General features: G+C 70.7%; 26 protein-coding genes and 1 pseudogene. 8 read left to right on the top strand and 19 right to left on the bottom strand.

Annotated features, from left to right (window positions below; translation table 11 throughout):
• The 15 genes from G412_RS0131915 to G412_RS0131845 all read right to left on the bottom strand — a co-directional run.
• On the bottom strand, window positions 1-653 hold a 653-nt coding region (locus G412_RS0131915; protein WP_028815586.1), incomplete at its 3' end, for a flavodoxin-dependent (E)-4-hydroxy-3-methylbut-2-enyl-diphosphate synthase.
• Window positions 654-657: 4 nt separating this feature from the next.
• On the bottom strand, window positions 658-1,680 hold the full coding sequence (gene hpnH / locus G412_RS0131910) for an adenosyl-hopene transferase HpnH (RefSeq protein ID WP_028815585.1): 1,023 nt from the start codon (window positions 1,678-1,680) through the stop codon (window positions 658-660).
• A gap of 5 nt (window positions 1,681-1,685) precedes the next feature.
• Window positions 1,686-2,366, bottom strand: coding sequence for a phosphorylase family protein (locus G412_RS0131905; protein WP_244283348.1), 681 nt, complete (start codon window positions 2,364-2,366; stop codon window positions 1,686-1,688).
• Window positions 2,366-4,402 carry a squalene--hopene cyclase gene (gene shc, locus G412_RS36970; protein ID WP_051338744.1) on the bottom strand — a complete coding sequence of 679 codons (2,037 nt, stop codon included), beginning with the start codon at window positions 4,400-4,402 and terminating at the stop codon, window positions 2,366-2,368. The genes G412_RS0131905 and shc overlap by 1 nt, the downstream gene beginning before the upstream one ends.
• Before the next feature lie 121 nt (window positions 4,403-4,523).
• Window positions 4,524-5,618 (bottom strand): polyprenyl synthetase family protein, encoded by a 1,095-nt coding sequence (locus G412_RS0131895; RefSeq protein WP_051338738.1) that lies wholly within the window; start codon window positions 5,616-5,618, stop codon window positions 4,524-4,526.
• Window positions 5,615-7,045 carry a hydroxysqualene dehydroxylase HpnE gene (hpnE, locus tag G412_RS0131890; protein WP_078607571.1) on the bottom strand — a complete coding sequence of 477 codons (1,431 nt, stop codon included), beginning with the start codon at window positions 7,043-7,045 and terminating at the stop codon, window positions 5,615-5,617. The genes G412_RS0131895 and hpnE overlap by 4 nt, the downstream gene beginning before the upstream one ends.
• Window positions 7,046-7,172: 127 nt before the next feature.
• Window positions 7,173-8,093, bottom strand: coding sequence for a presqualene diphosphate synthase HpnD (hpnD, locus tag G412_RS0131885; protein ID WP_106964213.1), 921 nt, complete (start codon window positions 8,091-8,093; stop codon window positions 7,173-7,175).
• 44 nt (window positions 8,094-8,137) lie between these two features.
• Entirely contained in the window at window positions 8,138-9,040 is a 903-nt protein-coding gene (gene hpnC, locus G412_RS0131880) for a squalene synthase HpnC (RefSeq protein WP_028815580.1), read from the bottom strand.
• A 357-nt stretch (window positions 9,041-9,397) separates the two neighbouring features.
• On the bottom strand, window positions 9,398-10,183 hold the full coding sequence (locus G412_RS0131875) for an ABC transporter ATP-binding protein (RefSeq protein WP_028815579.1): 786 nt from the start codon (window positions 10,181-10,183) through the stop codon (window positions 9,398-9,400).
• Window positions 10,176-11,111: an ABC transporter permease gene (locus G412_RS0131870; protein ID WP_028815578.1), complete on the bottom strand. Its 936-nt coding sequence runs from the start codon at window positions 11,109-11,111 to the stop codon at window positions 10,176-10,178. Before G412_RS0131870 ends, G412_RS0131875 begins: the two co-directional genes overlap by 8 nt.
• Before the next feature lie 94 nt (window positions 11,112-11,205).
• Window positions 11,206-12,051 (bottom strand): glycosyltransferase family 2 protein, encoded by an 846-nt coding sequence (locus G412_RS0131865; RefSeq protein WP_051338743.1) that lies wholly within the window; start codon window positions 12,049-12,051, stop codon window positions 11,206-11,208.
• Between the two features lie 50 nt (window positions 12,052-12,101).
• Entirely contained in the window at window positions 12,102-12,881 is a 780-nt protein-coding gene (locus G412_RS0131860; RefSeq protein ID WP_078607584.1) for a CDP-alcohol phosphatidyltransferase family protein, read from the bottom strand.
• Entirely contained in the window at window positions 12,859-13,920 is a 1,062-nt protein-coding gene (locus G412_RS0131855; protein ID WP_028815575.1) for an iron-containing alcohol dehydrogenase family protein, read from the bottom strand. The genes G412_RS0131860 and G412_RS0131855 overlap by 23 nt, the downstream gene beginning before the upstream one ends.
• Complete coding sequence (locus G412_RS0131850; protein WP_028815574.1) at window positions 13,908-14,645, bottom strand: phosphocholine cytidylyltransferase family protein; 738 nt, start codon at window positions 14,643-14,645, stop codon at window positions 13,908-13,910. Before G412_RS0131850 ends, G412_RS0131855 begins: the two co-directional genes overlap by 13 nt.
• On the bottom strand, window positions 14,642-16,270 hold the full coding sequence (locus G412_RS0131845) for a DUF5941 domain-containing protein (RefSeq protein ID WP_244283347.1): 1,629 nt from the start codon (window positions 16,268-16,270) through the stop codon (window positions 14,642-14,644). Before G412_RS0131845 ends, G412_RS0131850 begins: the two co-directional genes overlap by 4 nt.
• On the opposite strand from G412_RS0131845, the gene G412_RS41310 reads away from it, so the two are divergent.
• From G412_RS41310 to idi, 5 genes and pseudogenes are all read left to right on the top strand, one after another.
• Window positions 16,238-16,558: a hypothetical protein gene (locus G412_RS41310; protein ID WP_244283346.1), complete on the top strand. Its 321-nt coding sequence runs from the start codon at window positions 16,238-16,240 to the stop codon at window positions 16,556-16,558. The genes G412_RS0131845 and G412_RS41310 overlap by 33 nt on opposite strands.
• A gap of 118 nt (window positions 16,559-16,676) precedes the next feature.
• Entirely contained in the window at window positions 16,677-17,660 is a 984-nt protein-coding gene (galE, locus tag G412_RS0131840; protein ID WP_028815572.1) for a UDP-glucose 4-epimerase GalE, read from the top strand.
• Window positions 17,661-17,802: 142 nt separating this feature from the next.
• Complete coding sequence (locus tag G412_RS0131835) at window positions 17,803-18,744, top strand: cation diffusion facilitator family transporter (RefSeq protein WP_028815571.1); 942 nt, start codon at window positions 17,803-17,805, stop codon at window positions 18,742-18,744.
• Between the two features lie 53 nt (window positions 18,745-18,797).
• Window positions 18,798-19,520 (top strand): annotated as a pseudogene (locus tag G412_RS36965) (class I SAM-dependent methyltransferase); the annotation flags it as partial.
• 137 nt (window positions 19,521-19,657) lie between these two features.
• Window positions 19,658-20,251, top strand: a complete 594-nt coding sequence (gene idi / locus G412_RS0131825; protein WP_028815570.1) for an isopentenyl-diphosphate Delta-isomerase — start codon at window positions 19,658-19,660, stop codon at window positions 20,249-20,251.
• On the opposite strand, the gene G412_RS0131820 is transcribed toward idi, so the two are convergent.
• Together G412_RS0131820 and G412_RS36960 are read right to left on the bottom strand one after the other, a co-directional pair.
• On the bottom strand, window positions 20,217-20,696 hold the full coding sequence (locus G412_RS0131820) for an ATP-binding protein (RefSeq protein WP_028815569.1): 480 nt from the start codon (window positions 20,694-20,696) through the stop codon (window positions 20,217-20,219). The two genes, idi and G412_RS0131820, sit on opposite strands and share 35 nt — an antisense overlap.
• A gap of 94 nt (window positions 20,697-20,790) precedes the next feature.
• Window positions 20,791-21,414, bottom strand: a complete 624-nt coding sequence (locus tag G412_RS36960; protein WP_051338737.1) for an HdeD family acid-resistance protein — start codon at window positions 21,412-21,414, stop codon at window positions 20,791-20,793.
• 81 nt (window positions 21,415-21,495) lie between these two features.
• On the opposite strand from G412_RS36960, the gene G412_RS0131810 reads away from it, so the two are divergent.
• A complete protein-coding gene (locus G412_RS0131810; RefSeq protein ID WP_028815568.1) occupies window positions 21,496-22,245 on the top strand; it encodes an enoyl-CoA hydratase/isomerase family protein in 750 nt (249 codons plus the stop codon).
• A gap of 12 nt (window positions 22,246-22,257) precedes the next feature.
• On the opposite strand, the gene G412_RS0131805 is transcribed toward G412_RS0131810, so the two are convergent.
• The gene (locus G412_RS0131805; RefSeq protein ID WP_028815567.1) at window positions 22,258-22,902 is read right to left on the bottom strand and encodes a DJ-1/PfpI family protein; all 645 of its coding nucleotides are present in this window, start codon (window positions 22,900-22,902) and stop codon (window positions 22,258-22,260) included.
• Window positions 22,903-22,913: 11 nt separating this feature from the next.
• Window positions 22,914-23,930 (bottom strand): GlxA family transcriptional regulator, encoded by a 1,017-nt coding sequence (locus tag G412_RS0131800; protein ID WP_028815566.1) that lies wholly within the window; start codon window positions 23,928-23,930, stop codon window positions 22,914-22,916.
• A 112-nt stretch (window positions 23,931-24,042) separates the two neighbouring features.
• Between G412_RS0131800 and G412_RS0131795 the strand changes: the two genes are divergently transcribed.
• Complete coding sequence (locus G412_RS0131795; RefSeq protein WP_028815565.1) at window positions 24,043-24,903, top strand: SCO6745 family protein; 861 nt, start codon at window positions 24,043-24,045, stop codon at window positions 24,901-24,903.
• Between the two features lie 115 nt (window positions 24,904-25,018).
• Window positions 25,019-25,165, top strand: a complete 147-nt coding sequence (locus G412_RS41520; RefSeq protein ID WP_167367988.1) for an LPFR motif small protein — start codon at window positions 25,019-25,021, stop codon at window positions 25,163-25,165.
• Window positions 25,166-25,236 lie beyond the last annotated feature (71 nt).

The following is a 25,236-nucleotide window of genomic DNA, read 5'->3' as shown; positions in this document are numbered from 1 at the left end:
TGCAGCGGATAGTCGCACTGGGCGGCAAGCTGCCGGTACGCGTTGACCATCACGACCGGGTCGTTGTGCTTGACCGAGATCTTGATGTCACCGAAACCGTGCTCCTCGAAGAGAGACGCCTCCCACAGCGCCGACTCGACCAGCGCCTCCGGGGTCGCCTTCCCGTACTTCTGCAGCAGCCGCGCGTCCAGCGACCCGGCGTTCACGCCGATGCGGATCGGCGTACGGGTCTCGGAGGCCGCCTTGGCGATCTCCTTCACCTTGTCGTCGAACTGCTTGATGTTGCCCGGATTCACCCGCACCGCCGCGCACCCGGCGTCGATGGCGGCGAAGACGTACTTCGGCTGGAAGTGGATGTCCGCGATCACCGGGATCTGCGACTTGCGCGCGATGGTCGCCAGCGCGTCCGCGTCATCCTGGGTGGGACACGCCACCCGTACGATCTGGCAGCCCGAAGCCGTCAGCTCCGCGATCTGCTGGAGCGTCGCCCCGACGTCGGACGTCCTCGTCGTCGTCATCGACTGCACCGAGACCGGCGCGTCCCCGCCGACCGCCACCGACCCGACCTGGATACGCCGCGAAGCGCGGCGCACCGCCAGGGGCCGGGCCGGCAGCTCGGGGAGCCCCAGTGCGACAGGCTCACCAAGGGTCATGACGTCACCCGTGGTTTCCCGAGACCGTCTCCCGGACCGCTCGCAGGGACTCCTTGAGCGAGCCCATGGTCGCGAGGACGGCCGTCGGCTCGTAGCCGCAGTGCGCCATGCAGTTGGCGCACCTCGGGTCCTTGCCCCGCCCGTACTTGCTCCAGTCGGTCTCCTCGATGAGCTCCCGGTACGTCGGGACGTACCCGTCGCTCATCAGGTAGCAGGGCCGCTGCCACCCGAAGAGGGAGTAGTTGGGGATCGCCCACGCCGTGCACGGGAAGTCCGCCTTGCCCTCCAGGAAGTCCAGGAAGAGCGGCGAGTGGTTCAGCCGCCAGCGCCGCCGGTTGCCACCCGCGAACGCCTTCTTGAACAGCTCCCGCGTCTGCTCGACCCCGAGGAAGTGCTCCTGGTCGGGAGCCTTCTCGTACGCGTAGGCGGGCGAGATCATCATCTCGTCCACCTCCAGGTCGTCATTGAGGTAATTGAGCACCTCGATGATCGTCTGCGGGGTGTCGGTGTTGAAGAAGGTGGAATTGGTGGTGACCCGGAAACCGCGCTTCTTGGCCTCCTTGATCGCCTCCACCGCTTCGTCGAAGACGCCTTCCTTCGCGACCGATTCGTCGTGCCGCTCCCGCAGCCCGTCGATGTGCACGGCGAAGGCGAAGTACGGCGACGGCGTGAACTTCTCGATCTTCTTGCGCAGCAGCATCGCGTTGGTGCAGAGGAATACGTACTTCCTCTTGGCCACCAGCTGCCGCACGATCTCGTCGATCTGAGGATGCATCAGCGGCTCGCCGCCCGCGATGGAGACCATCGGAGCACCGGATTCCAGGACCGCTCCCACGGCCTGCGCCACGGGCATGCGCTGCTTCAGAACCCCCGCCGGGTGCTGGATCTTGCCGCAGCCCTCGCACGCGAGGTTGCAGGCGTAGAGCGGTTCGAGCTCGACGATGAGCGGGAACTTCTCTCGCTTGCGGAGCTTTTGTTCTACGAGATACGTCCCGACCCTGATGGTCTGACGGAGCGGCATGGCCATCTAGCTCACCTCCTGGGGAGCAGCGAAGAACGGTGCCATTCAAAAAAGGCTGGCAGCACTGCGCGAAGAACACGAAATGCCGATATTCCACCGCGAAGCGTTCCAATGCGTACGAGCTCGTGCTCCGGAGCGTCCACGACCACCCGAACGGCCGCAACCGGACGCGGTCCGGCCCGCAGCGCGCTGCCGAGCGTCGCGGCGGACTCCATGTCCACGGCGATCGCCCCGGTGGCCGCCAGCCGGGCCCGCTCGGGTCCCCTCACGACATGGGCGGAGCCGAGCAGCGGGCCGGTGTGCACGGTGCGTCCGGGCACCACCCGGTCCAGCGCCTTCGCGAGCAGCTCCACGCCCGTACAGGCCGAAGTGCCGTGGGGTCCGCGCGTCTCGTCGGCGACGATCAGGTCTCCGGGGTGCATTCCGGGGACCAGCCCCGCGCAGAAGCCGGATGCGATGACGGCGGCGTCCGGGGCCGGACCGCCGTGGGCGAGCGCCTGCCTGACGGCCGTCGCCGCCGCCTTGGGGCCCATCCCCGTACGCAGTACGGTCACGGGCCCCGGCGCCTCCTTGCGGTGTCCACTGCGCAGCGCGAACTGCTCGATGCCGAGCGCGCAGGCGATCAGCAGCGGCGCGGGCCGCGGCGGCTCGTCAGCCGGATCGGTCCGGTCGGCCGGGTCCATGGGGGCCATCAGGTCCCTTCCCGGGTGGCCAGGTCCGGGTAGGTGGGCTCCCCGTGGACGTACCGCCCGAGGGCGGTGAGCGGGAAGACCTGCCGGTAGAGGTGGTAGTTGATGGAGAAGTCCCACGGGAATCCGGTGCCCGTGAAGTACGGCTCGTCCCAGGAGCCGTCCTCCCGCTGGGTCCCGGCCAGCCAGGCGACGCCCCGCTCCACGGACCGGCCGTCCCGCTCCCCCGCCGCGAGCAGGGCGAGCAGCGCCCAGGCGGTCTGCGAAGCGGTCGAAGCACCGCGCCCGGCCCAGCCGGCCTCACGGTACGAACGCAGGTCCTCGCCCCAGCCGCCGTCGTCGTTCTGGACGGACTCCAGCCAGCCGACGGCGCGACGGACGGCGGGGTGGGCGGCCGGCAGCCCGGCAGCGATCAGTGCCGGCACGACCGCCCCTGTTCCGTATACGTAGTTGACGCCCCAGCGGCCGAACCAGGCACCGCTCGGCTCCTGTTCGGCCAGCAGCCACTCGATGCCGCGCCGGGTGCGCGGGTCGTGTGCCTTGCCTTCGACGGCCAGCATCTCCACCACGTGCGCGGTGACGTCGGCGGACGGCGGGTCGATGACCTCGCCGAAGTCGCAGAAGGGCAGCCGGTTGGGGAAAGGGCTGGTGTTGTCGGCGTCGAAGGCCGCCCAGGCGCCGTTCTTCGACTGCATGCCGAGGTTCCAGCGGACGGCGCGGTCGACGGTCGCCTCTGTCCGCGCGCGGTCCGGGTGCGCGACGCGCCGCAGTGCCAGGACGACTTCGGCGGTGTCGTCGATGTCGGGGTAGTTGTCGTTGTGGAACTCGAACGCCCAGCCGCCCGGCTCGACTCCGGGGCGGCGTACGGCCCAGTCCCCGGGCCGTACGATCTGCTCGCTCATCATCCAGTCGGCGGCCTTGACGAGGGCCGGATCGTCGGGCCGTACCCCCGCGTCGGCGAGTGCGATGGTGGCGAGGCAGGTGTCCCAGACCGGCGACTGGCAGGCCTCGATCATGCGGGCGCCGTCCTCGCGCCACACCGTGAACCGGTCGAGCGACTCCAGGCCGGCGCGCATCACCGGGTGGTCCAGGTCGTATCCGAGCAGGTGGAGCGCGATCAGGGAGTACACGGCGGGTGGCTGGATCCCGCCCCAGCAGCCGTCGTTCTCCTGCCGCTCGACGATCCAGCGCGCCGCGCTCTTCATCGCGGCGCCGCGCAGCCTGGCCGGCGCGACCTTGCGGTAGACGTGCAGGGCCTTGTCGAGCCGCTGGAAGGCACCCTCCCAACTGGTAGGCGTGGAAAGCCTCTTGCGTGGGTTCGGCACGCGTGGGTTGGCGTGCAGCTCGTCGAGCGCGAACGGCGCGGGACGCACGGGCCGCTTCGCGGAGACCACGGTCAGAGGCACGATGGTCTGCCTGGCCCAGCAGCCGAAGTCGTAGATGTTCAGCGGGAACCACGACGGAAGGAAGATCAGCTCGGGTGGCAGCTCGGGCAGATCGTCCCACTTCCACCACCCGAACAGCGCCAGCCAGATCCGGGTGAAGACGCGGCTCGCGGCGATGCCGCCGCGCGCCCTGATCCAGGCCGCGGCGCGCTCCATGTGCGGAGCGTCCGGCAGGTCACCGGCGAGCCGCAGGGCGACGTACGCCTCGATGGTGGTGGAGAGGTCGCCGGGACCGCCGTAGAAGGTGGCCCAGGTGCCGTCGCCCCGCTGCTCGCCGCGGATGAAGAGCGCGGCGGCCCGGACGGTCTTCTCGTCCTGGATGCCCAGGAACTGACGCAGCAGCAGGTCCTCGGCGTCCATGGTCACATTGGTTTCGAGGTCACCTTTCCACCAGCCCTGGTCGTCCTGCTGTGCGAGCAGATGCGCGACCCCGCGGTCCGTGGCCCGCCGCGCGGCGTCCAGAACGCCGGCGATGACCGGCCCGTGACGGGTGATCTCTGTGGTGGTGGTATTGGTGTTGTTGTCGGTAAATTCGCTGGCCGCGGCCGCGCAGGGCTTCATGGCCCCAGGGCTTCCGTCGGTCGTCGCTGTCATGGTTTCCCCTTCGTGGCAGTTGGTCATCTGCTGAGCTGGGGTCCGACGTCGTCCGGTGCGGGGTTTACGGCGAATCCCGGCACCGGACGGCGACTTGCGAGTTATATGAGGCGGATGCTGATCATCTCTTTCGTACGACGACGAAGTCCGCGAGCGCGGTGAGCTGCGCACGGACCTGCGGGGGCATGTCGACGCCGTCCAGCGCCTCGATGGCGACGGCATGCTGCCTGCGAGCTTCCTGCGCCGTCCAGTCACGGCCGCCCGCCTCCTCGATCAGAGCCGCCCTGGTGGCGAACTCCTGCTCGGAGAAGCTCTCGAAGTCGTTGCTCTTGGCGTCGGCGGAGAGCAGCTCGCCGAGCCGCTCCGACGCCGGACCGCCGGCCGCCAGCGCCGCGACGACGGGCAGGGACTTCTTGCGCTGGCGCAGGTCGCTCCAGGTCTGCTTGCCGGTGGCGTCCGGGTCGCCCCAGATGCCGAGCAGGTCGTCGACGGCCTGGAAGGCGAGACCGAGGTGGTAGCCGTACGCCTCCAGCGTGTCCGCCGTACGGTCGTCCGCCCCGCCGAGCACCGCGCCGATGGACACGGCACAGGCCAGCAGCGCGCCCGTCTTGTTGCCCTCCATCTCCAGGCACTCCTCGACGGTGACCCGCTCGCGGTGCTCGAAGGAGATGTCCTGCGCCTGACCGTCGATGAGCTTCCGGGTCGCGGTGGTGAGCCGGCGCGTGGCGCGCCCCGCCTCGACCGTGCCGAGCTCGAGCAACACCTCGTTGGCGAGGGCGAAGAGCGCGTCGCCGACGAGGATCGCCTGCGCGGGTCCGTGCACCTTCCACACGGTGTCGCGGTGCCTGCGCTGCTCGTCGCCGTCCATCAGGTCGTCGTGGAGGAGCGAAAAGTTGTGTACGAGTTCGACGGCGACGGCGCCGGGAACACCGACCTCGGCCGCCGCGCCCGCCGCCTGTGCCGACAGCAGCGCGAGCGCCGGACGCACCGCCTTGCCGCCGTCGCCGTCGGCCGGCCGCCCCTGGGCGTCGATCCACCCGAAGTGGTACGCCGCGACGGTGTCCATGGGCGGCGCGAGCCGGCCCACGGCGGCCTTCAGCACCGGGGTGGACAGGGTGCGGCCGCGCTCCAGCAGCGCGGCGATGTCCACCGTGGTGTTGTCCACCGGGTTCACCGGGGTCACAGGCTCTCCTCTTGTTTCCATGCCAGTGCTCATACCGCCTCCTGCAACGGATGTTCATGTACGCGGCCGAGTTCGCGGAGGGCCGCACCGGCGGCGGTGATGCCGCTGCGCACAGCGCCCTCCATGGTCGCGGGCCATCCGGTGGCGGTCCACGCGCCGGCCAGGTACAGGCCGGGCGCGTGCGTACGGGCGCCGGGGCGCAGCCGTCCGACGCCGGGGGTGGGGGCGAACGTCGCTGTCCGCTCCCGGGTGACGAAGAAGTCGCGTACGCCCGCGCCGCGCGCGGCGGGCAACAGCCGTTCCAGCTCGGGCAGATAGCGTGCGCGCAGCTCGGCCACAGGCGCGTCGATCTCGCCTCGGGCCGCCGACTGCGAGACGGCGAGGTACTGTCCGCCGCCCCTCAGCCCGGAGGACTCCGTCCGGTCGAAGACCCACTGGACGGGGCTGCCGAGCGCGGCGAAGAAGGGCCGGCGCAGCACCTTGCGGTCGTACACGACATGGACGTTGAGGATCGGCGCGGTGCCGATGTCCAGCAGCCGGCCGGGGTCGTCGATGACACCCTCGGGCAGCACGGCGTGCGTCTCGCGCTGCGGTACGGCGAGCACGACGGCGTCGGCCTCGATCCGCTCCCCGGCCGCCGTGCCGACGGACCAGCCCCCGCTCACCGAACGGGAGAGGGAGCTGACCCGGGTGCGCAGTGCGGTCCGTACACCCGCGGAGTCGAGCGCCTTGCGGGCGAGTGTGTCGTGCAGATCGCCGAGCGGTACGTGCGCCCAGCCGATGTCGGCGGCGCCGGGGTCGGAGAGCAGCCCGGTCTTGAAGACCATCGCGGCGAGGCCCAGGGAGGCGTCGGGCGCGGTCGCGTTGAGCGTCGCGACGCCGACGAGGTCCCACAGCGCCTCGATGGTGCGCGGCGACTGTCCGTGGCGGCCCAGCCAGGTGGCGAAGTCCACACCGTCCAGGGCGGGATCGGCCGGATCGAGCTTCTTGAGCGCCAGAGCGGCACGCCCCACGCTCGCCCGCTCGGCGAGGGAGAGATGCGGATACGCCGCCAGGCTCGCGGCCAGGTGCAGCGGTACGGGCAGCGCCGTGCGGCGCAGCCGCCCGAGCCGGGGCCCGGCGGGCCGGCCGACGTCGAGGACGGGTACGTCGAGGCGGCTCTGCAGCGGGGCAAGTCCGGCGCCCTCGACCCGGTCGAGGAACCACCGGTAGGCGGTGCAGCAGCGCAGGTAGACGTGCTGGCCGTTGTCGACGGTGAGCTCGCCGCGGCGGAAGGAGAACGCGAGGCCGCCCAGGCGCGGGCGCCCTTCCAGCAGCGTCACCCGCATGCCGGCGTCGGCAAGCTGGAGCGCGGCGGTGACTCCGGCCAGTCCGCCTCCGACGACGACCGCGTGACCTGCCGCGGGCCCCGGCGAGCGGGCCGGCACGACGGACCTGCCGCCTGTGGTGCCGCGTGTCATGCGCCCTCCCCTCGGGGCTCGCCGACGGTGTACGGACGACGGGCCGTTGCACTCAGGGACGCACCGGGCCGCCGGGGGGTTGCGCCTCTCTTGTACGCGTTCGTCCCGCCGGCCGCAACGGGGCCCATCAGACCCGCCTCCAGATGTGACTGCGGGAGATGTGCCGGGAGTCGAGGCCCGACAGGCCGCGCACGGCGACGTACGCCTTCTCGTGTCCCGGCAGGGAGACCCGGCCGCGCAGTACGGCCAGGGGGTCGCGCTCGATGCGGTCAAGGAGCCGCCGGTAGATGCCGGCCATCGCGGCGACGCAGGCGCCGGAGCGCCGGTCGAGCAGGGGAAGCAGCCGGTAGCCCTCGGCGAACAGGGCGCGGGCGCGGCGTACTTCGAAGTGGATCAGGCCCGTGAAGTCGGACCCTTCGGGCGGGGTGGCGCCGTGGAAACCGGCCGAGCAGCCGAACTTGGCGAGGTCGTCGGCGGGCAGGTAGGTACGCCCGTTCCCGGCGTCCTCGCGGACGTCCCGGAGGATGTTGGTCAGCTGGAGGGCGAGACCGAGTGTATCGGCGTACTCCGAGGCGCGTTCCGTGGAGCGCGCGCCGGTCTGGGTGCCGAACACGCCCAGCGAGAGCCGTCCGATGGCGCCCGCGACGCACCGGCAGTAGACCTTCAGGTCGTCCCAGGTCTCGTAGGTCTCGCCGCGTACGTCCATGAGGACGCCGTCGATGAGTTCGTCGAGCCCTTCGAGCGGCAGCGGGAAGCGGCGCGCCGTGTCCGAGAGCGCCACGGCGACCGGGTCGGTGTCGTCGTCGTCGACGGCGCCCGTCCGGATCCGGTCGAGCAGTGCGCGGGTCTCTTCGAGCCGCACCTGCTTGACGGCGGGCTCCAGCACACCGTCGCCGATGTCGTCCACGCGCCGTGAGAACGCGTACAGCGCGGACATGGCGTTGCGCTTGTCGGTCGGCAGCAGCCTGATGCCGTACGCGAAATTGCGCGCCTGCGCTCCGGTCACGGCCTCGCAGTAGCTGTACGCGGCGAGTACCGGTGCGGACATCTGCGTGAGTCCTTCCACGGGCCGGCTCACCCCTCTCTTCGGTCTCATCGCAAGACAGCTCCCACTGCGCGCAGCAGGCTGAGCTTGGTGGGCTTGGGCGGTCCGGGGAGCACGTCGTAGCCGGTGGCCGCGATCGCCGCGAGGGCCGCGCGGCCGCCGCCGGCGAAACCGGCGAGGAGCAGCTTGAGCCTGCCGCTGACACTGGCCACGAGCGGAGTGCCCTCGTCCAGGAGGCGCCCGGCGCGTTCCGCTTCGTACGCGATCAGGGAGCGCACCGACGCGTTCGCGGACGGCGCGGCCAGATCGGCCTCCTCGACATGGAAGCGCGCCATGGTGTCGGCGGGCAGGTAGATCCGGTCGCGGCCGAGGTCCTCGGCGACGTCCTGGAGGTGTTCGACGATCTGCAGGGCGGTGCAGACCGCGTCGGAGCGGCGGATCCGCTCGGGGCTCGCGGTGCCGGTGATCTGGAGGACGAGCCGGCCGACGGGGTTCGCCGACAGCTCGCAGTACGCGAGGAGATCGTCGTACGTCTTGTAGCGGCGTACGAGCTGGTCCTGCCGGTTGGCTTCGATGAGCCCGAGGAACGGGCCGGGGGTGAGCGAGCAGCGGCGCACGGTCGGCACGAGGGCGCGCAGGAGGGGGTGGCGCGGGCCGTCTCCCGAGGCGTCGAAGACGCGGCGCAGGTCGGCCTCGAAGGCGTCGAGCAGGAGCAGGCGGTCGTCGGCGAGGGCGGGGTCGAGGCCGAGCAGGCGGGCGTCGGCGCCGCCGGGGGCGAGGTCGCCGTCGCCGATGTCGTCGACGAGGCGGGCGTAGCCGTAGACGGCCATCAGGTCGTCCCGCCAGGCGCGCGGCAGAAAGAAGGGAGCCACCGGGAAGTTCTCGTCGGCGGCCTTGTCCAGGGTCGTGCGCGCGTGTGCGTCGGTGCGCACGTGACGGGTTGTGGTCATCGCGGGCTGCCCGGTGCGGGGACGGCGGAAGCGTCTTCGAGCTGGAGAGATTCCATCGCCATTGCCGTCACATCTCCCGTTCTACACCGTCGACCTAATACATCCCATTTCGGACACGCCGCCCACCGGTACAGCTTACGTTGTACAACGCCCGGCACCGCGCCGGGGTGTTGGGCGGATGACAACAACGCTGCGATATGCCTCAACCTTCCCGTAAGTGGCCGGAGTTGACGATTCCGGCATGTTACGGCGCGCCGGGCCGCTCGCGCCGCACGGAAACGCGGAAAGGGTGCACCCGGACACGCGAAACCCCCGCCGGGGCGGCCCGGCGGGGGCACCGCGCCCGCAGGACCCGCTCTAGCGGCCGGTTTCCTTCTCGTAGGCCTTGAGGACCTCGTCCGTGGGACCGTCCATCAGCAGCTCGCCCTTCTCCAGCCACAGAACGCGGTCACAGGTGTCCCTGATCGACTTGTTGCTGTGGCTGACCAGGAAGACCGTGCCGGCCTCCTTGCGGAGCTCGCGGATGCGCTGTTCGGAGCGGATCTGGAACTTCCGGTCGCCCGTCGCCAGCGCCTCGTCGATCATCAGTACGTCGTGATCCTTGGCGGCGGCGATGGAGAAACGCAGACGGGCGGCCATGCCGGAGGAGTACGTGCGCATCGGCAGGGTGATGAAGTCGCCCTTCTCGTTGATACCCGAGAAGTCGACGATCTGCTGATAGCGCTCGCGGATCTCCTCACGTGTCATACCCATGGCGAGGCCGCCGAGGATGACGTTGCGCTCGCCGGTCAGGTCGTTCATCAGCGCCGCGTTCACACCGAGGAGTGAGGGCTGGCCGTCCGTGTAGACCTTGCCCTGCTCGGTCGGCAGGAGGCCCGCGATGGCGCGCAGCAGGGTCGACTTGCCCGACCCGTTGGTGCCGATCAGGCCGATCGCCTCGCCCCGGTAGGACGTGAAGGAGACACCGCGCACCGCGTGCACCTTGCGTACGCCGGGCGAGTCGCCCTTGCCGCGCTTCATGATGCGGCTCAGGGCGGCGGTGGCGCTGCCGCGCCCGCCCGCGCCGGCGTTGACGCGGTACACGATGTGCACGTCGTCCGCGATGACGGTGGGGACGCGTCCCTGCTTGTTGTCGTCAGCCACGGCCGTACCTCTCCTCAGCCTTCCAGAAGTACACGAAGCCCACGAGGCCCACGAGAAGCGCCCAGCCCAGGGCGACGCCCCAGACGTGCGGGGGCAGGTTCTCGGAGCCGTAGCCGTCGATCAGGCCGAAACGGATGAGATCCATGTAGACGGCCGCCGGGTTCCACTGGAGCACGTCCGTGACCCAGCCGGGCAGGTCCTTGTCGGCCAGCATGGCCGGGATGCTGAACATCACTCCGGAGGCATACATCCACGTACGCATCACGAAGGGCATGAGCTGGGCGAGGTCAGGGGTCTTGCTCCCGAGCCTGGCCATGATCAGCGCGAGGCCGATGTTGAAGACGAACTGCACGGCCAGCGCGGGGATGACAAGCAGCCAGGAGAGCGAGGGGTAGCTGCCGAACGCCACCGCGATGATCACCAGCACGATCATCGAGAACAGCAGCTGCTGGAGCTGCTGGAGCGCGAAGGAGATCGGCAGCGAGGCACGCGGGAAGTGCAGCGCTCTGACCAGGCCCAGGTTGCCCGAGATGGACCGGACACCGGCCATCACCGAGCTCTGGGTGAAGGTGAAGACGAACACACCGGTGACCAGGAAGGGGACGTACACCTCCCGGTCCATGCCCCTGTCGGCCTCCAGGATCAGGCCGAAGATGAGGAAGTACACGAGGGCGTTCAGCAGCGGAGTCGCCACCTGCCACAGCTGGCCGAGCTTGGCCTGGCTGTACTGGGCGGTCAGCTTCGCCTGCGAGAACGCGAGGATGAAGTGGCGCCGGCCCCACAGCTGCCGGACGTACTCGATCAGCCCCGGCCGGGCACCGCTCACCGACAGGCCGTACTTCGCGGCGAGCTCCGCCGGGGTAAGTCCGTCGTCGGGAGATGGCGGGGCGCTCGTCGCGACCGCACCGTCACGGGTTGTGTCACTCACAAGTTGAAACTTTCGTGTTCAAGATGCGCAGGCAGTAAGGCGCAGGACCGGGCACACGTCCCGCGTGCCCCCGATGCTTTCAGACCCGAGCTTGTCAGATGACAGGAGGTCGGCCGAGCCGGGTCAGTCGCCAGACGGTACGCCATCTCATCGGACGGCGCGGACCCGCTGAGGTCGTCCACCCCTCCTTGAAGCCGCCGAACCATGCTCTCAGAGCGGGTACGGAGGGGCGCCGCGCGAGGGTGAGCAGCAGCCATACGCCGAGGTAGACGGGCACCAGGGGGGCCGGCAGGTTGCGCCGTGCCAGCCAGACCCGGTTCCTGGCCACCATGCGGTGGTAGACGGCGTGCCGGGAAGGAGCGGTCGTCGGGTGGTACAGGACCATGTCCGAGCGGTAGTCGATCATCCAGCCCGCGTCGAGCGCCCGCCAGGCCAGATCGGTCTCCTCATGGGCGTAGAAGAACTCGTCCGGCAGCCCGCCGACCTCGGCGAAGACCTTGGTGCGTACGGCGTTGGCGCCGCCGAGGAAGGTCGTCACGCGTGAGGAGCGCATCGGGTCGGCCGCGCGCAGCCGCGGGACGTGGCGGCGCTGGGTCTCGCCCGTGTCGGGGTCCGCGATCCGGAAGCTGATGATGCCGAGCTTCGGGTCGGCGGCGAAGGCCTGGCGGCACAGCTCGGCCGTGTCGTGGTGGGCCAGCAGGCCGTCGTCGTCGAGGAAGAGCAGGATGTCCATCTCGGCGCCGCTGGGGCCGAACGCCTCGATGCCGGCGTTGCGGCCGCCCGGAATGCCGAGGTTCTCGGGCAGCTCGACGGTCCGTACGCCCTCGGGGACACCGGCGACCGGGGAGCCGTTGCCGACGACGACGACCTCGACCCGGTCGCCGTCCTGCTTGGCGACCGAGTCCAGGAGGGCGCGCAGCTCGTCGGGGCGGTTGCCCATCGTGATGATGACGGCGCCGACCTTCAGGCCGGAGGCCGCGCCCGCGGCCGTCACTTCAGCCTGCTCGAAGCGAGGATGGACACGAGGTGCAGGAACGTCTGCACGATCGCGATGCCCGCGAGGACGGCGATCCCGAGACGGGAGAAGAACAGATCGCCCTGGACGAAGTCGGCGATCGCGACGACCAGGATGAACAGGCTCGCCTCGATGCCGCCGACCAGGCGGTGGAACTTCAGCGCCGCGGCAAGCCTGCGCGCCAGGGCCAGACCGGAGGAGCGCGGCACGGAGGCCTCGTCCTTCACGGCGGGCAGACCGCTGCGCGTACGGGCGACGTCGACCAGGTCGGTCTCGGCCTTGATCAGGATCGCGCCCAGCGCGGCGAGCGTACCGAGGAACGCCCACAGCCACTCGGGCCGTCCGCCGCCGAACAGGTCGGCGCCGCGCAGGCCGAAGCCCACGAGCAGGGCCGCCTCGCACAGGTAGTGGCCGATGCGGTCCAGGTAGACGCCCGTGATCGAGGTCTGCTTGCGCCAGCGGGCGACCTCGCCGTCGACACAGTCGAGCAGCAGATAGATCTGGAACAGGACCACCGCGAGGATCGCACCGGTCAGGCCGGGGATCAGCAGGGCCGCGCCGCCGAGCACACCCACGACGACCATGAGGTACGTGAGCTGGTTCGGCGTGATCTTGGTGTTCACCAGGTACGGGTCGATGTGCAGCGAGATCTCCCGCATGTACATGCGCCCGGCCCAGTGCTCACCGCTGCGCCGGTCCTTCACGCCCTCGGGGTGAACGACCGGACGGAGTTCAGCTACTGATGGCCTTGACATAGTCGGCGTAAGCGTCCTTGATCTGGTCTGCGGACAGGTCGAGGTGTTCCAGGATCGTGAAGCGTCCCGGACGGGTCTGTGGTGCGTAGGCGACGGCCTTGACGAACTCGTCGACGCTGAAGCCGATCTCCTCCGGGAGCACCGGCAGGCCGTGCCGGTGCAGTACCTCGGCGAAGAGCCCGGCCTGCTCGGTGGCGCCCCGCAGGTGCATGGCGAAGGCCGCGCCGAGGCCGACCTGCTCGCCGTGGCTCGCGGCCCGCTTGGGGTACAGCAGGTCGAAGGCGTGGCTGATCTCGTGGCACGCACCGGACGAGGGGCGGCTGTCGCCGCTGATCGACATGGCGATACCGGACAGGACGAGGGACTCGGCGAGGACCGTGAGGAACTCGTCGGTGCCGACGCCGCCGGGGTGGCGGAGTACGGCTTCTCCGGCCGTACGGGCCATGGCGGCGGCCAGTCCGTCGACCGGCTCGCCGTTTATACGGTGGGACAGCTCCCAGTCCGCGATTGCCGAGATGTTGGAGATCGCGTCACCGATGCCGGACCGGATGAAGCGGACCGGGGCGTCGCGGATCACATCGAGGTCGATGACCATGGCGATGGGGGTCGGTACGCCGTAGGAGCCGCGCCCGTTGTCGTTGTCCAGGATGGACACCGGCGAGCAGAGACCGTCGTGCGAGAGGTTCGTCGCGACGGCGACCATCGGCAGGCCGACCCGCGCCGCCGCGTACTTCGTGACGTCGATGATCTTGCCGCCGCCGAGGCCGACCACGGCGTCGTACCGCTTGCCCTTGATCTCGTCGGCGAGCTTCACGGCGGAGTCGATCGTTCCGTCGGCGACGGAGTACCAGTCGGCGCCCGGCAGGACCGGCGCGAGCTTGTGGCGCAGGGGCAGGCCCGAGCCGCCGCTGGTCGCGATCGCCAGCTTGCCGGAGGCGGAGATCCGCTGGTCGGCCAGCAGGCCGGCCAGGTCGTCCATGGCGCCGCAGCTGATGTCGACGACGACCGGTGACGGGATGAGCCGGGTCAGTACTGGCACGCGATCTCACGGCCCTTCGCGAGGTCGTCGTGGTTGTCGATCTCGACCCACGTCACTTCGCCGATGGGGGCCACGTCGACGGTGAAGCCGCGGTTGACCAGCTCCTGGTAGCCGTCCTCGTAGTAGAGGTCGGGGTCGCGCTCGAACGTCGTCTTCAGCGCGTCGGCCAGCTCCTCGGCGGCCTCCGGCTCGATGAGCGTGACACCGATGTACTCACCGGTGGCGGTGGCCGGGTCCATCAGCTTGGTGATCCGCCGGACACCCTTGCCGTCCTGCGTGATGACCTTCATCTCCTCGTCGGCGAGGTTCTTCACCGTGTCGAGGGCGAGGATTATCTTCTGGCCGTCGCCGCGGGCGGCGAGCAGCGTCTTCTCGACGGAGACCGGGTGAACGGTGTCGCCGTTGGCGAGTATCACGCCCTGCTTGAGGACCTCACGCGCGCACCACAGGGAGTAGGCGTTGTTCCACTCCTCGGCCTTGTCGTTGTCGACGAGCGTGATCTTGAGGCCGTACTTCGCCTCAAGGGCCTCCTTGCGCGCGTAGACGGCCTCCTTGCGGTAGCCGACGACGATGGCGACCTCGGTCAGGCCGACCTCGGCGAAGTTGCCCAGCGTCAGGTCGAGGACGGTCGTCTCACCGTCCACGGGCACCAGGGCCTTCGGGAGGGTGTCCGTGTAGGGACGCAGACGCCGTCCGGCGCCGGCAGCCAGTACGAGGCCGATCATGCGGGTTCTCCTTCGTCATGTACCGCGGGTGCTCCGGAGGACACCCAGAAGCGGATGGACTCCACCAGCACCACGAGTGCCACGGCCACAGCGAGGGCCGCGAGCGCCAGGGTGAGGTCTGTGTTCCGCGTCGCCAGGACGGTGGCGAGTACCACTACCACCAGCGTCCGGCCGTCGTGCCCGCCGATCGTCCGCACCAGCCACTGGGGCGGCGCGCCCGTGCCGCCGCGGATGCGGTACACGGTGTCGTAGTGATGGTAGGCGACCGCCGACACCAGCCCGAATGCGGCCGGCAACGCTCCGTTCACTTCGGAGCGGGCGGCCAGGATCAGGATCGTGCCGTACTCGGCTGCCCGGAAGACGGGCGGGACGAGCCAGTCGAGGGCGCCCTTGAGGGGCCGCGCGACGGCTGTGCCGCAGAGCACGGCGTAGCAGACCGCCGCGATGATCATCTGGCGGCTGCCGAGGGGCTGGGTGAGCGCCGTGGCCACCAGGGCGGCGGCGCCGGCGGCGGCGAGGACGGGGGCGGTCCAGGCGCCCTTGAGGCGCGGCCCACGGGCCGCCACCGCCCGGGCGACGGGCCCGCTGTCCGCGAGGTCGGCGAGGGCCCGGGCCGCCCGGTCGGTACGCCGTGCCGCGCGGGTCAGCGAGCGCAGGACGCGGCCGGCCGTGGTGTAGAGGGCGGCGAGCGCGCAGCCGGCGAGCAGGGCGTAGAAGACGATCCGCGGGGTGGTGACGGCGGTCAGTACCGCGATCATCGCCCACCGCTCGCCGATCGGCAGGATTATCATCCGGCGCACCCAGACCGTCCAGCCGACGCTGTCGAGTTTGTCGGAGAGCGCGGCGGTGGGGCTGGTGTTGGACTCCGCGTCGTGGTTCGCCTCGTTGAAGGAGAAGTCCACGACATGGCGGCAGGTCTGGAGCACCATCGCGCCGAGCGCCAGCGCCCATACGTCGTCCCCGCCACGGGCGGCGCCGAGCGCGAGGCCCGCGTAGTACGCGTACTCCTTGGCGCGGTCGAAGGTCGCGTCGAGCCAGGCGCCCATCGTCGAGTACTGGAGCGAGTAGCGGGCGAGCTGCCCGTCGGTGCAGTCCAGGACGAAGGAGAAGAGCAGCAGCGCGCCGGCCGCGACGTAGCCGCCGCGGGTACCGGTCGCCGCGCAGCCGGCCGCGATCAGCGCGGTGATCAGCGAGGCCGTGGTGACCTGGTTCGGGGTGAAGCCCCTGCGGGCGCACCAGCGCGCGAGGTAGCGCGAGTACGGGCTGACGCAGAAGGTGGTGAAGAAACCGTCGCGGGACTTCACGGCCGTACGCAGCCGTACGGCCTCCTCGTCGACGGCGGCGACGGCGGCGCGGGCCTGCACGCGCTCGTCCTCGTCCGTGGCGACGACGGCGACCAGCGAGCCGAGCTCCGGCCGCCGCACGACGGTGCCGTTCGCGTCGAGCGCGGCGGCGGCGGCGTCGGGCCCGGCGGCGCCGCCGCGCACGGCGCGGGCCAGCGCGGCGCGGGCCGCGGGCTGCGCGGTGAGCGCGCCGGGGGCCGCGGCGGCCGGGAAGCGGGGGTCGGTCAGCGCGAGGCGCAGGGAGTGGACGTGACCGACGAAGCGCGGGTCGACAAGGGCCACCCGCTCACCGGCGGGTGTCTCGTCGAGCAGCTTGGCGGTCTGCTCGGCGGCGTCGCCGTCGGGCCCGGCGTACCGTACGACGAATCCCAGTGCCCGCAGATCGCCCTCGAGCGGCGATCCGGGTACCGGCGGGCCGGTGAGGATGGCGGTCGGCAGACGAACTCACTCCTTGGCGCTGGGCAGGGGCTTGGCCTTGCGTGGCATGCGGCATTGCGGCCCGGCACGGGCGCGAAGGCATGTCGGCAGAGGCTATCGGATGAACGGAAGCAGGAGTTCATGGCCCGTTAACGCCCGGATAAGACCGGGCCAGGACGCGGGCGCCCCACCGAGATCATCTTGCTCGATCAGCGCCCCGCCCCACAAACCGCGACCGCCTGAGGTCCGGACACGCCCTAGGGTGGCCGTTATGACATGGCTGATCACGGGTGGGGCGGGTTACATCGGCGCGCATGTGGCGCGGACCATGGCGGCGGCGGGTGAGCGGGTGGTCGTCCTGGACGACGTCTCGTCCGGCATCCCGCAGCGGCTGCCCGAGGACATCGCGCTGGTACGCGGCTCCGTACTGGACCGGGAGCTGCTCGACCGTACGCTCGCGGAGCACGGCGTCACAGGTGTGGTGCATCTCGCGGCGAGGAAGCAGGTCGGGGAGTCGGTCGAGAAGCCGCTGCTCTACTACCGGGAAAATGTGTACGGACTCACCGTGCTCCTGGAGGCCGTCGCGGCGGCCGGGGTGCGGCGGTTCCTCTTCTCCTCCTCCGCCGCCGTGTACGGCATTCCCGAGGCGGAGCTCATCTCGGAGGACGCCCCCTGCGTCCCGATCAATCCGTACGGCGAGACGAAGCTGGCCGGCGAGTGGCTCGTGCGGGCCGCGGGCCGGGCGCACGGCTTCTCGACCGCGTGTCTGCGCTACTTCAATGTGGCGGGCGCGGCGAGGCCGGAGCTCGCCGACACCGGAGTGTTCAACATCATTCCGATGTTCTTCGACCGGATCACGCGCGGCGAGGCCCCGCGGATCTTCGGGGACGACTATCCGACGCCCGACGGCACCTGCGTCCGTGACTACATTCACGTCGCCGATCTCGCCGATGCCCACCTGTCGGTCGCACAGGGGCTGACCGCGCGGGACGAGCCGGCGGACATGACCTTCAACATCGGCCGCGGTGAGGGCGTCTCGGTGCGCGAGCTCGCCGATCTGGTGAGTGAGATCACCGGTTCCACGCTCGCCCCGGTGGTCGAGCCGCGCCGCCCCGGCGACGCGGCGAAGGCGGTCGCCTCGTCCGATCTGATCGCCAAGGAGCTGGGCTGGACGGCCGGGCGCGGGGTGCGCGAGATGGTCGCCTCGGCGTGGGAGGGCTGGCTGCTCCGGCACCCCGAGGCCGCCCGGAACTGATCAGGTCGCCGCTCTGACCTGCGGTCATTTCCGCAGGTCAGAGCATATGACAACGGTGTTCAGTCCCGTGTTGCGCATACCCCCCGCCCGTAGTTCACTGGCTCCTCGGCAGACCATTCACACCACTGGGGAGGCATCCTTCATGGGGGCTGGGCACGATCACGGGCATACGCACGGGGGGCCGCCGCCCACCGGCACAGCGGCCGCCGCGTACAAGGGGCGGCTTCGTATCGCGCTCGGCATCACCCTGACCGTCATGACGGTCGAGATCGTCGGCGGTCTGCTCGCCAATTCGCTGGCGCTGATCGCGGACGCGGCCCATATGGCGACGGACGCCCTCGGCCTCGCGATGGCGCTCCTGGCCATCCACTTCGCCAACCGCCCGGCCACCACGAAGGCCACCTTCGGGTACGCCAGGGCCGAGATCCTCGCCGCACTCGCCAACTGTCTGCTGCTGCTCGGTGTCGGCGGTTTCCTGCTCTTCGAGGCCGTCGACCGCTTCATCACCCCGGCCGAGACCAAGAGCGGTACGGCGATCGTCTTCGCCCTGGTCGGTCTCGTCGCCAACATGATCTCGCTGTCCCTGCTGATGAAGGGCCAGAAGGACAGTCTCAATGTGCGCGGCGCCTTCCTGGAGGTGCTCGCGGACACCCTGGGCTCGGTCACCGTGCTGGTCTCGGCCGGCATCATCATGGCGACCGGCTGGCAGGCCGCCGACCCCATCGCGTCGCTGGTGATCGGCCTCATGATCGTGCCGCGCACCTGGAAGCTGCTGCGGGAGACGCTGAGCGTGCTCCTGGAGATCGCGCCCAAGGGCGTGGACATGGCGCAGGTGCGGGAGCACATACTCGATCTGCCGGGCGTCGACGACGTACACGATCTGCATGCCTGGACGATCACCTCGGGCATGCCGGTCCTGTCGGCGCATGTCGTCGTCAGCCAGGACTTCCTCGACTCGATCGGGCACGAGAAGATGCTGCATGCCCTCCAGGGCTGCCTCGGGGAGCACTTCGACGTCGAGCACTGCACGTTCCAGCTGGAGCCCGGCGGTCACGCCGAGCACGAGGCGAAGCTCTGCCACTGATCCGCCGGTACTGTCAGGCACACCAAAGGGTTCTTACGTTGAGCGACAACGCCATGTTCGAAGCTTTCATGACCCTGCACCGCGGGCTGCCCCGCCAGGGCCCCGGCTCCGACGCCACCGCCCGCCATCTGCTCTCCCTCGCCGGACCGCTGCCGCACCGGCCGCGCGTGCTCGACCTGGGCTGCGGTCCGGGCAGGGTCTCGCTGCTGCTGGCCGGGGAGTGCGGCGCCGAGGTGACGGCCGTCGATCTGTACGAGCCGTTCCTCGCCGAGCTGCGGAGCGCCGCCGAAGCGCGCGGGCTCAGCGGCCGGATCCGTACCGTCGAGGGCGACATGGGGGAACTCCCCTACCCAGACGGGTCGTTCGACCTGGTCTGGGCGGAGAGTTCCGCCTACAGCATCGGGTTCGACACCGCGCTGCACACGTGGCGGCGCCTCGTCGCACCCGGCGGCGCCCTCGTCGTCACCGAGTGCGAGTGGACGTCCCCCGAGCCGTCGGCCGGGGTGCGCGCGTTCTGGGACCAGCACTACGCACTGCGCACCCGGTCCGAGAACACCTCGGCGGCCGTCGCGGCCGGCTACGACGTGCTCGGGGTGTACGGACAGCCCGAGAGCGACTGGGACGAGTACTACGCCCCGCTCGGCGCCCGTGCCGACGCGGCCGACCCCGCCGTGCCCGGAATGGAGCAGGCGCTCGCCGCCACCCGTGAGGAGATCGCGGTGCGCGCGGAGTACGGCACGGAGTACGGCTACACGGGTTACGTACTGCGGCCCGCCGCCGTCCTGAGCTGACGCATGGTCCGCCCTCGCCGCTCCGTGCGGCGGGGGCGGACATGCGGTGCGTGCCGCGAAGTACGGACAAGACGCTTTTTTACGGCAGACTTGGACGCCGGGTACCGAAGCGAAGGATGGTCATGCCGAGCACACCAGTCACCGCGGCGAACAGCTCGTCGAACGGCACAGCGCAAGAGATCCTGCTCGAGCTGGTCGACGAGGACGGCAACACCATCGGTACCGCGGAGAAGCTCTCCGCGCATCAGGCTCCCGGCCGCCTGCACCGCGCGTTCTCGGTCTTCCTCTTCGACGAGTCGGGGCGGCTGCTGCTCCAGCGCCGCGCGCCCGGCAAGTACCACTCCCCCGGCGTCTGGTCCAACACCTGCTGCGGGCACCCCTACCCCGGCGAGTCGCCGTTCGCCGCGGCCGCCCGGCGCACGTACGAGGAGCTGGGGATCTCCCCCTCGCTGCTCGCCGAGGCGGGCACCGTCCGCTACAACCACCCGGACCCGGACTCGGGCCTGGTCGAGCAGGAGTACAACCACCTCTTCGTCGGGATGGCCCAGAGCGCGCTGCGGCCCGATCCCGAGGAGGTCGGTGAGACGTCGTTCGTGACGCCGGACGAGCTGGCCGAGCGGCACGCGAAGGCGCCGTTCTCGGCGTGGTTCATGACGGTGCTGGACGCGGCGCGTCCGGCGATCAGAGAGCTGACGGGCCCGGCCGCGGGCTGGTGACGGCCGGCCCCGCCAGCGGCAGGGCGACCCGGATGACCTTCCCGCCGCTCGCGGTGTGCTCGATGTCGCACACCCCTCCGGCCTCGGCGGTGATCTCCCGCACGAGGAGCAGGCCACGGCCGCCGGTCTGCGCGTAGTCCCGCTCCAGGGCCTTGGGCCGGTAGGGGTGGTTGTCCTCGACGGAGACCCTGATCCACTCCGTGCCGATCGCCACCTCGACGGCCAGCTGCGGAGAGAGCAGCGCCGCGTGACGTACGACGTTGGTGACCAGCTCGGAGACGATGAGCAGCAGCCCCTGCAGCAGGTCGTCCTTCGCCGGTACGCCCTGCCGGTTCAGCAGATCGCGGACGGCGTGCCTGGCCTCCGGTACGGAGGCGTCCGTCGCGGGGGCGGTGAAGCGCCAGACTCCTTCGTACCCCGCCGGTGCGTCTTCTCTCGTCACCACGCGTCGAGTGTTGAGAACCTGGCGGTCCGGACCCGCCCACTGAACACAAGTCGGTCGTAATCGACAGTTTTTGACCGCGTTGCCTATGACAGCGTCAGTTGTGCGTCCCTTCCTGATCCCCCGGTGTCGCTGCCGAGACCATGTTGACCATCTGACGGCCGCCCATGCCGATCGCGATCAGGCCGAGCCCGTCGAAGAGCAGCGCGAGAGAGAAGAAGCAGCCGAGTACGTACAGGCTGCTGTGCGGCCAGTCGAAGAGCACGAAAAGGCCGAGCAGTACGCCGAAGGCGCCCTGCACCAGCGTCCAGCCGAACTGCGGGCCGCGCACCACCACACTGCCGGCCAGCCGGAAGACGCCACCGGTCAGGAAGAGCAGCGCGGCGAACATCGTCAGCGCCTCCGCGGTGCTTTCGGGGTGGCGGATGACGACGACTCCGGCCGCCAGGTTCAGCGCGGCGACCACCACACCGAGCCAGAAGAAGTTCGAGCCGCGCGACTGGACCGCCTGGAGCAGCCCGACGAGACCGCCGACGAGCAGCAGCCAGCCGAAGAGGAGCATCGAGGTGAGAGTGGCCACGCCGGTGTAGACGAGGCCGACGATTCCGCCGAGCACGAGAACCGCGCCCAGGACGGTCAGCCAGCCGAAGCCGCGCCTGAGCCTCCTGCCCTCACTCTTGCCCGCACTCGCACCCGCACCTGTACGCCCGCGACCGGCCATGAGCGACTCCTTAACGCAGCGGCGTCCGCTTCTCGCCCCTTCTTGATCATAGGTTCGTACGGCCCGGATAGCATCCGGCGCATGGAGCCGCAGCAGGAGCAGATCTTCGCAGAGGTGGAGGACGGGGTCGCCACCGTCGTCATCAGCAACCCGGCCAAGCGCAACGCCATGACCGCCGGCATGTGGGCCGCGCTGCCGGGACTGCTGGAGCGGCTGGCCCGGGACCGGGGCGTACGGGCGCTCGTGCTGACCGGGGCGGGCGACACCTTCTGCGCGGGGGCGGACATCTCGTCGCTGCGCGAGGGCGACGCGCCGCAGGGGCTCGCCGTGCGGGCCGAGGAGGCGCTGGCCGCGTTCCCGAAGCCGACGCTGGCCGCTGTCCGGGGCTACTGCGTCGGCGGCGGCAGCCAGCTGGCCGCCGCCTGTGACCTGCGGTTCGCGGAGGAGGGCGCGTCCTTCGGGGTGACGCCCGCGAAACTCGGGATCGTCTATCCGGCGTCGTCGACCCGGCGGCTCGTCGCACTGGTGGGGCCTTCGGCCGCCAAGTACCTGTTGTTCTCGGGCGAGTTGATCGGTGCGGAGCGGGCGCTGCGGACCGGTCTGGTGGACGAGGTGCTGCGCCGGGGTGAACTCGCCGAGCGGGTGGCCGGGTTCACGCGGGTACTGGTGTCGCGCTCGCAGCTGACTCAGGCCGCCGCGAAGGAATTCGCCGACGGCCGGACCGACCGGGACGCGCACTGGGCCGGGCAGGCGCGCGGCAGCGGCGACACCGCCGAGGGGGTCGCCGCCTTCCTGGAGCGCCGGGCCCCGGACTTCACGTACGAGGTGTGATCCGGGCTCCGTTCAGTCCTGGACGGTCAGGACCTTGTCCGCCTGACCACGCCAGTACGCGACGATCCCGGCCGGGGCCTTCTCCGGTGAGCCGGCGTCGTACGGCGGCTGGGGGTCGTACTCCGTGAGCAGTTGCACGGTCTGTGCGACCGCGTCCCCGCCGATCCGTCCGAGCAGGTGGAGCGCCATGTCGATGCCGGACGAGACGCCGGCGGCCGTGACGTACTTCCCGTCGAAGACGACGCGCTCGCCGGCCGGTTCGGCGCCCAGGGGCTTCAGGTCGTCCAGTGAGAGCCAGTGCGTCGTGGCGCGGCGGCCCCTGAGGAGTCCGGCGCCCGCGAGGACCAGTGAGCCGGTGCATACGGATGTGGTCCAGGTGCTGGTGGCGTCGGCCGTACGCAGCCAGTCCAGGATCGTCTCGTCGTGCATGGCCTGCCGGGAGCCGGGGCCGCCGGGCACCAGAACGATGTCGGGGCGGGTCACCTCGGCGAGCGACCGGTCGGCGACGAGGGCGAGGCTGCCCTGGTCGTTACGGACCTGACCGGCCTCCTTCGCGACGAACACCGTCTCGGCCCCGGGCAGCCGGGCGAGCAGCTCGTAGGGCCCGACGGCGTCGAGCGTGGTGAAGCGGTCGTAGAGCAGAACGGCGATCTGCATGGGTGGTCCTTTCAGTGGGTGGGTTGCTGCCGCGCGGGCCGCGCGGGGGCGTGGAAGCGGCGGCGGTACTCCGCCGGTGATGTGCCGAGGCTCTTCACGAAGGCGCGGCGCATCGCCTCGGGTGTGCCGTAGCCGCAGGTCCGGGAGATCTCCTCGATGCCGTCCCTGGAGTCCTCCAGGAGCCGTCGCGCGTGTTCGAGGCGTACGCGTTCGACGTACTTGCCGGGAGTCGTACCCGTCTCGGACTGGAAGGCGCGGGCGAAGTGGCGTGGCGAGAGGCGGGCGCGGCCTGCCAGCGACTCGACCGACAGGTCGTCGCCGGGGTGCTCGGTGATCCACTGCTGGACCTCGCGCAGAGGCTCGCGCTGCGCGGTCTGGGCGGTGAGCTGGGCGCTGAACTGGGCCTGGTTTCCGGGGCGGCGGAGGAAGACCACGAGGTGGCGGGCGACCGTGAGGGCGATGTCCCTGCCCAGGTCCTCCTCGACGAGCGCCAGCGCCAGATCGATGCCCGCCGTGACGCCGGCCGAGGTCGCCACGTTCCCGTCGCGGACGAAGATGGGGTCCGGGTCGACCTCGACGGCCGGGTAGGTGCGGGCCAGGTGGTCGCTGACCCCCCAGTGCGTGGTGGCGCGGCGGCCGTCGAGGAGTCCGGCAGCGGCGAGCAGCAGCGCTCCCGTACAGACGCTGACGAGGCGCTCGGCGCGCGGGGCGTTTTCGCGCAGCCAGTCGGTCAGGCGCGGGTCGGGGTCGCGGGTGCCCTGGCCGCCGGGGACGAGGAGGGTGTGGGGAGGGGGTTCGCCGGTCAGGGCCGCGTCGGGGACGAGGGTGAGCCCGCTGGAGGTGCGGACGGGAGAGCCGTCGAGCGAGGCCGTGCGGATGCGGTACGCGTCCTGCGGGCCCCCGCCGGCCCGGCCCTCCGCCGCCTGCATGGCCGCGCCTGCGAAGACCTCCACCGGGCCGGTCACATCCAGGCTCTGCACGTCGTCGAACAGGACGACGAGCACGGATCGTACGGATCGCTGCGTCATGCGCCCATCCTTCAGGGCACCCGCACGCGTCCGCAATGACGAGTACCCCACCTTTACTGCCACGAGGCCCCGGCACTTCCGCGACGTACTGACCAGTCGGTAGCGTACGGACATGACCTCTCTGCCCGCGCGCGCCGGCCGCCGCTGCCACAACGTCCTCAATCCGCTGCACTCGACCGTGTACTTCTCCCCGGACTTCACGAAGGAGCTGGCGGAGGTGGGCATCGAAGACGGCAGGGCCGCCTACTTCGCGGGCCGCGGCGCCGCCATGGGGGCGGTCGGTGCCGGCGTGATCACCGCCGCCTTCTTCAACTTCAACCACGACCTCGTCGCGCGCCACGTCCCCGAGGTGTGGAGCATCGCGTCGCCCGGCGTCGTACTCGAAGCGCGGCTGCGCGCCGTCGACACCACCCTGCGCCGGCTGCTCGGCGAGGAGGCCGTCGCCTCCGACGAGATGGCCGAAGCAGCCGGGCTCGCCCTGCGCGCCGCCGAGGCGTGCACCCGCCACGCGCGCCCGCTGTACGCCGCCCACGCCGATCTGCCCGTGCCCGAGCGGCCCCACCTCGCCTACTGGCATGCCGCGACGCTGTTGCGCGAGCACCGGGGCGACGGTCACCTGGCGGCGCTGCTCGCCGCCGGGCTCGACCCGCTGGAGGCGCTGGTCAGCCACACGGCGACCGGCAAGGGCATGTCACCGCGCTGGACGCTGGCGACGCGCGGCTGGGGCCGTACGGACTGGGACTTGGCCTCGGAACGGCTGCGGGAGCGCGGGCTGCTTGACGGGGAAGGCGAGTTGACCGAGGCGGGCACGGCGCTGCGCGCCGAGCTGGAGGAAGCGACGGACCGGCTCGACGCGGCGCCGTACGAGCACCTGGGCGCCGAGGGCACCGAGCGGCTCACGGAGCTAGGCCGCGGCTTCCTCTCCGTCGCGCTGGGGGCCGGCGCGTTCCCCGGCGATCTCACCGGCAAGTGACCCGGCACGTGACATTGCCCGCTGAGCGGGGCGTTTGCGCGGCGCGATGCCGGACACCCGTGCTGTGTCGGACAACGCAATGGGTGTCCGGCACCGAGACAGCAGGAGGTACAACGTGTTGCGTGCGATTGCAGATGGACTCCGGATGATCGGCTCGGCCATCGCGACGGTAGTGACCTTGCCCTTCCGGCTGGTCGCCAAGCTCTTCGGAGGGGCGTCGAGCACCGCGTCCCGCGGCGGCGGGCGAGCGCGCCGCGCCTGACGGCCCGGCCGGGGCGCGCGCGACACGGGACCCGACGACCCTGCACAATGCAGGCTCAAGCACAGCCCGCA

Origin of the sequence: Streptomyces flavidovirens DSM 40150, from assembly GCF_000429085.1 — a bacterium.
Classification (GTDB): domain Bacteria; phylum Actinomycetota; class Actinomycetes; order Streptomycetales; family Streptomycetaceae; genus Streptomyces; species Streptomyces flavidovirens.
Note: the sequence above shows the minus strand (reverse complement) of the source record. Positions and strands in the feature narration are given on the sequence as shown.

Coding starts and splice junctions, on each gene's coding strand:
- idi (WP_028815570.1), top strand. CDS start 19,658: ATGCCGAGCACACCAGTCACCGCGGCGAACAGCTCGTCGAACGGCACA.
- G412_RS0131865 (WP_051338743.1), bottom strand. CDS start 12,051: ATGGGCAACCGCCCCGACGAGCTGCGCGCCCTCCTGGACTCGGTCGCC.
- hpnD (WP_106964213.1), bottom strand. CDS start 8,093: ATGTCCGCACCGGTACTCGCCGCGTACAGCTACTGCGAGGCCGTGACC.
- G412_RS36960 (WP_051338737.1), bottom strand. CDS start 21,414: ATGGCCGGTCGCGGGCGTACAGGTGCGGGTGCGAGTGCGGGCAAGAGT.
- G412_RS0131895 (WP_051338738.1), bottom strand. CDS start 5,618: ATGAGCACTGGCATGGAAACAAGAGGAGAGCCTGTGACCCCGGTGAAC.
- G412_RS0131905 (WP_244283348.1), bottom strand. CDS start 2,366: ATGGCCCCCATGGACCCGGCCGACCGGACCGATCCGGCTGACGAGCCG.
- galE (WP_028815572.1), top strand. CDS start 16,677: ATGACATGGCTGATCACGGGTGGGGCGGGTTACATCGGCGCGCATGTG.
- G412_RS0131860 (WP_078607584.1), bottom strand. CDS start 12,881: ATGTCAAGGCCATCAGTAGCTGAACTCCGTCCGGTCGTTCACCCCGAG.
- hpnH (WP_028815585.1), bottom strand. CDS start 1,680: ATGGCCATGCCGCTCCGTCAGACCATCAGGGTCGGGACGTATCTCGTA.
- G412_RS0131850 (WP_028815574.1), bottom strand. CDS start 14,645: ATGATCGGCCTCGTACTGGCTGCCGGCGCCGGACGGCGTCTGCGTCCC.
- G412_RS0131805 (WP_028815567.1), bottom strand. CDS start 22,902: ATGCAGATCGCCGTTCTGCTCTACGACCGCTTCACCACGCTCGACGCC.
- G412_RS0131795 (WP_028815565.1), top strand. CDS start 24,043: ATGACCTCTCTGCCCGCGCGCGCCGGCCGCCGCTGCCACAACGTCCTC.
- hpnE (WP_078607571.1), bottom strand. CDS start 7,045: ATGACACGCGGCACCACAGGCGGCAGGTCCGTCGTGCCGGCCCGCTCG.
- G412_RS0131810 (WP_028815568.1), top strand. CDS start 21,496: ATGGAGCCGCAGCAGGAGCAGATCTTCGCAGAGGTGGAGGACGGGGTC.
- hpnC (WP_028815580.1), bottom strand. CDS start 9,040: ATGACCACAACCCGTCACGTGCGCACCGACGCACACGCGCGCACGACC.
- G412_RS0131835 (WP_028815571.1), top strand. CDS start 17,803: ATGGGGGCTGGGCACGATCACGGGCATACGCACGGGGGGCCGCCGCCC.
- shc (WP_051338744.1), bottom strand. CDS start 4,402: ATGACAGCGACGACCGACGGAAGCCCTGGGGCCATGAAGCCCTGCGCG.
- G412_RS0131800 (WP_028815566.1), bottom strand. CDS start 23,930: ATGACGCAGCGATCCGTACGATCCGTGCTCGTCGTCCTGTTCGACGAC.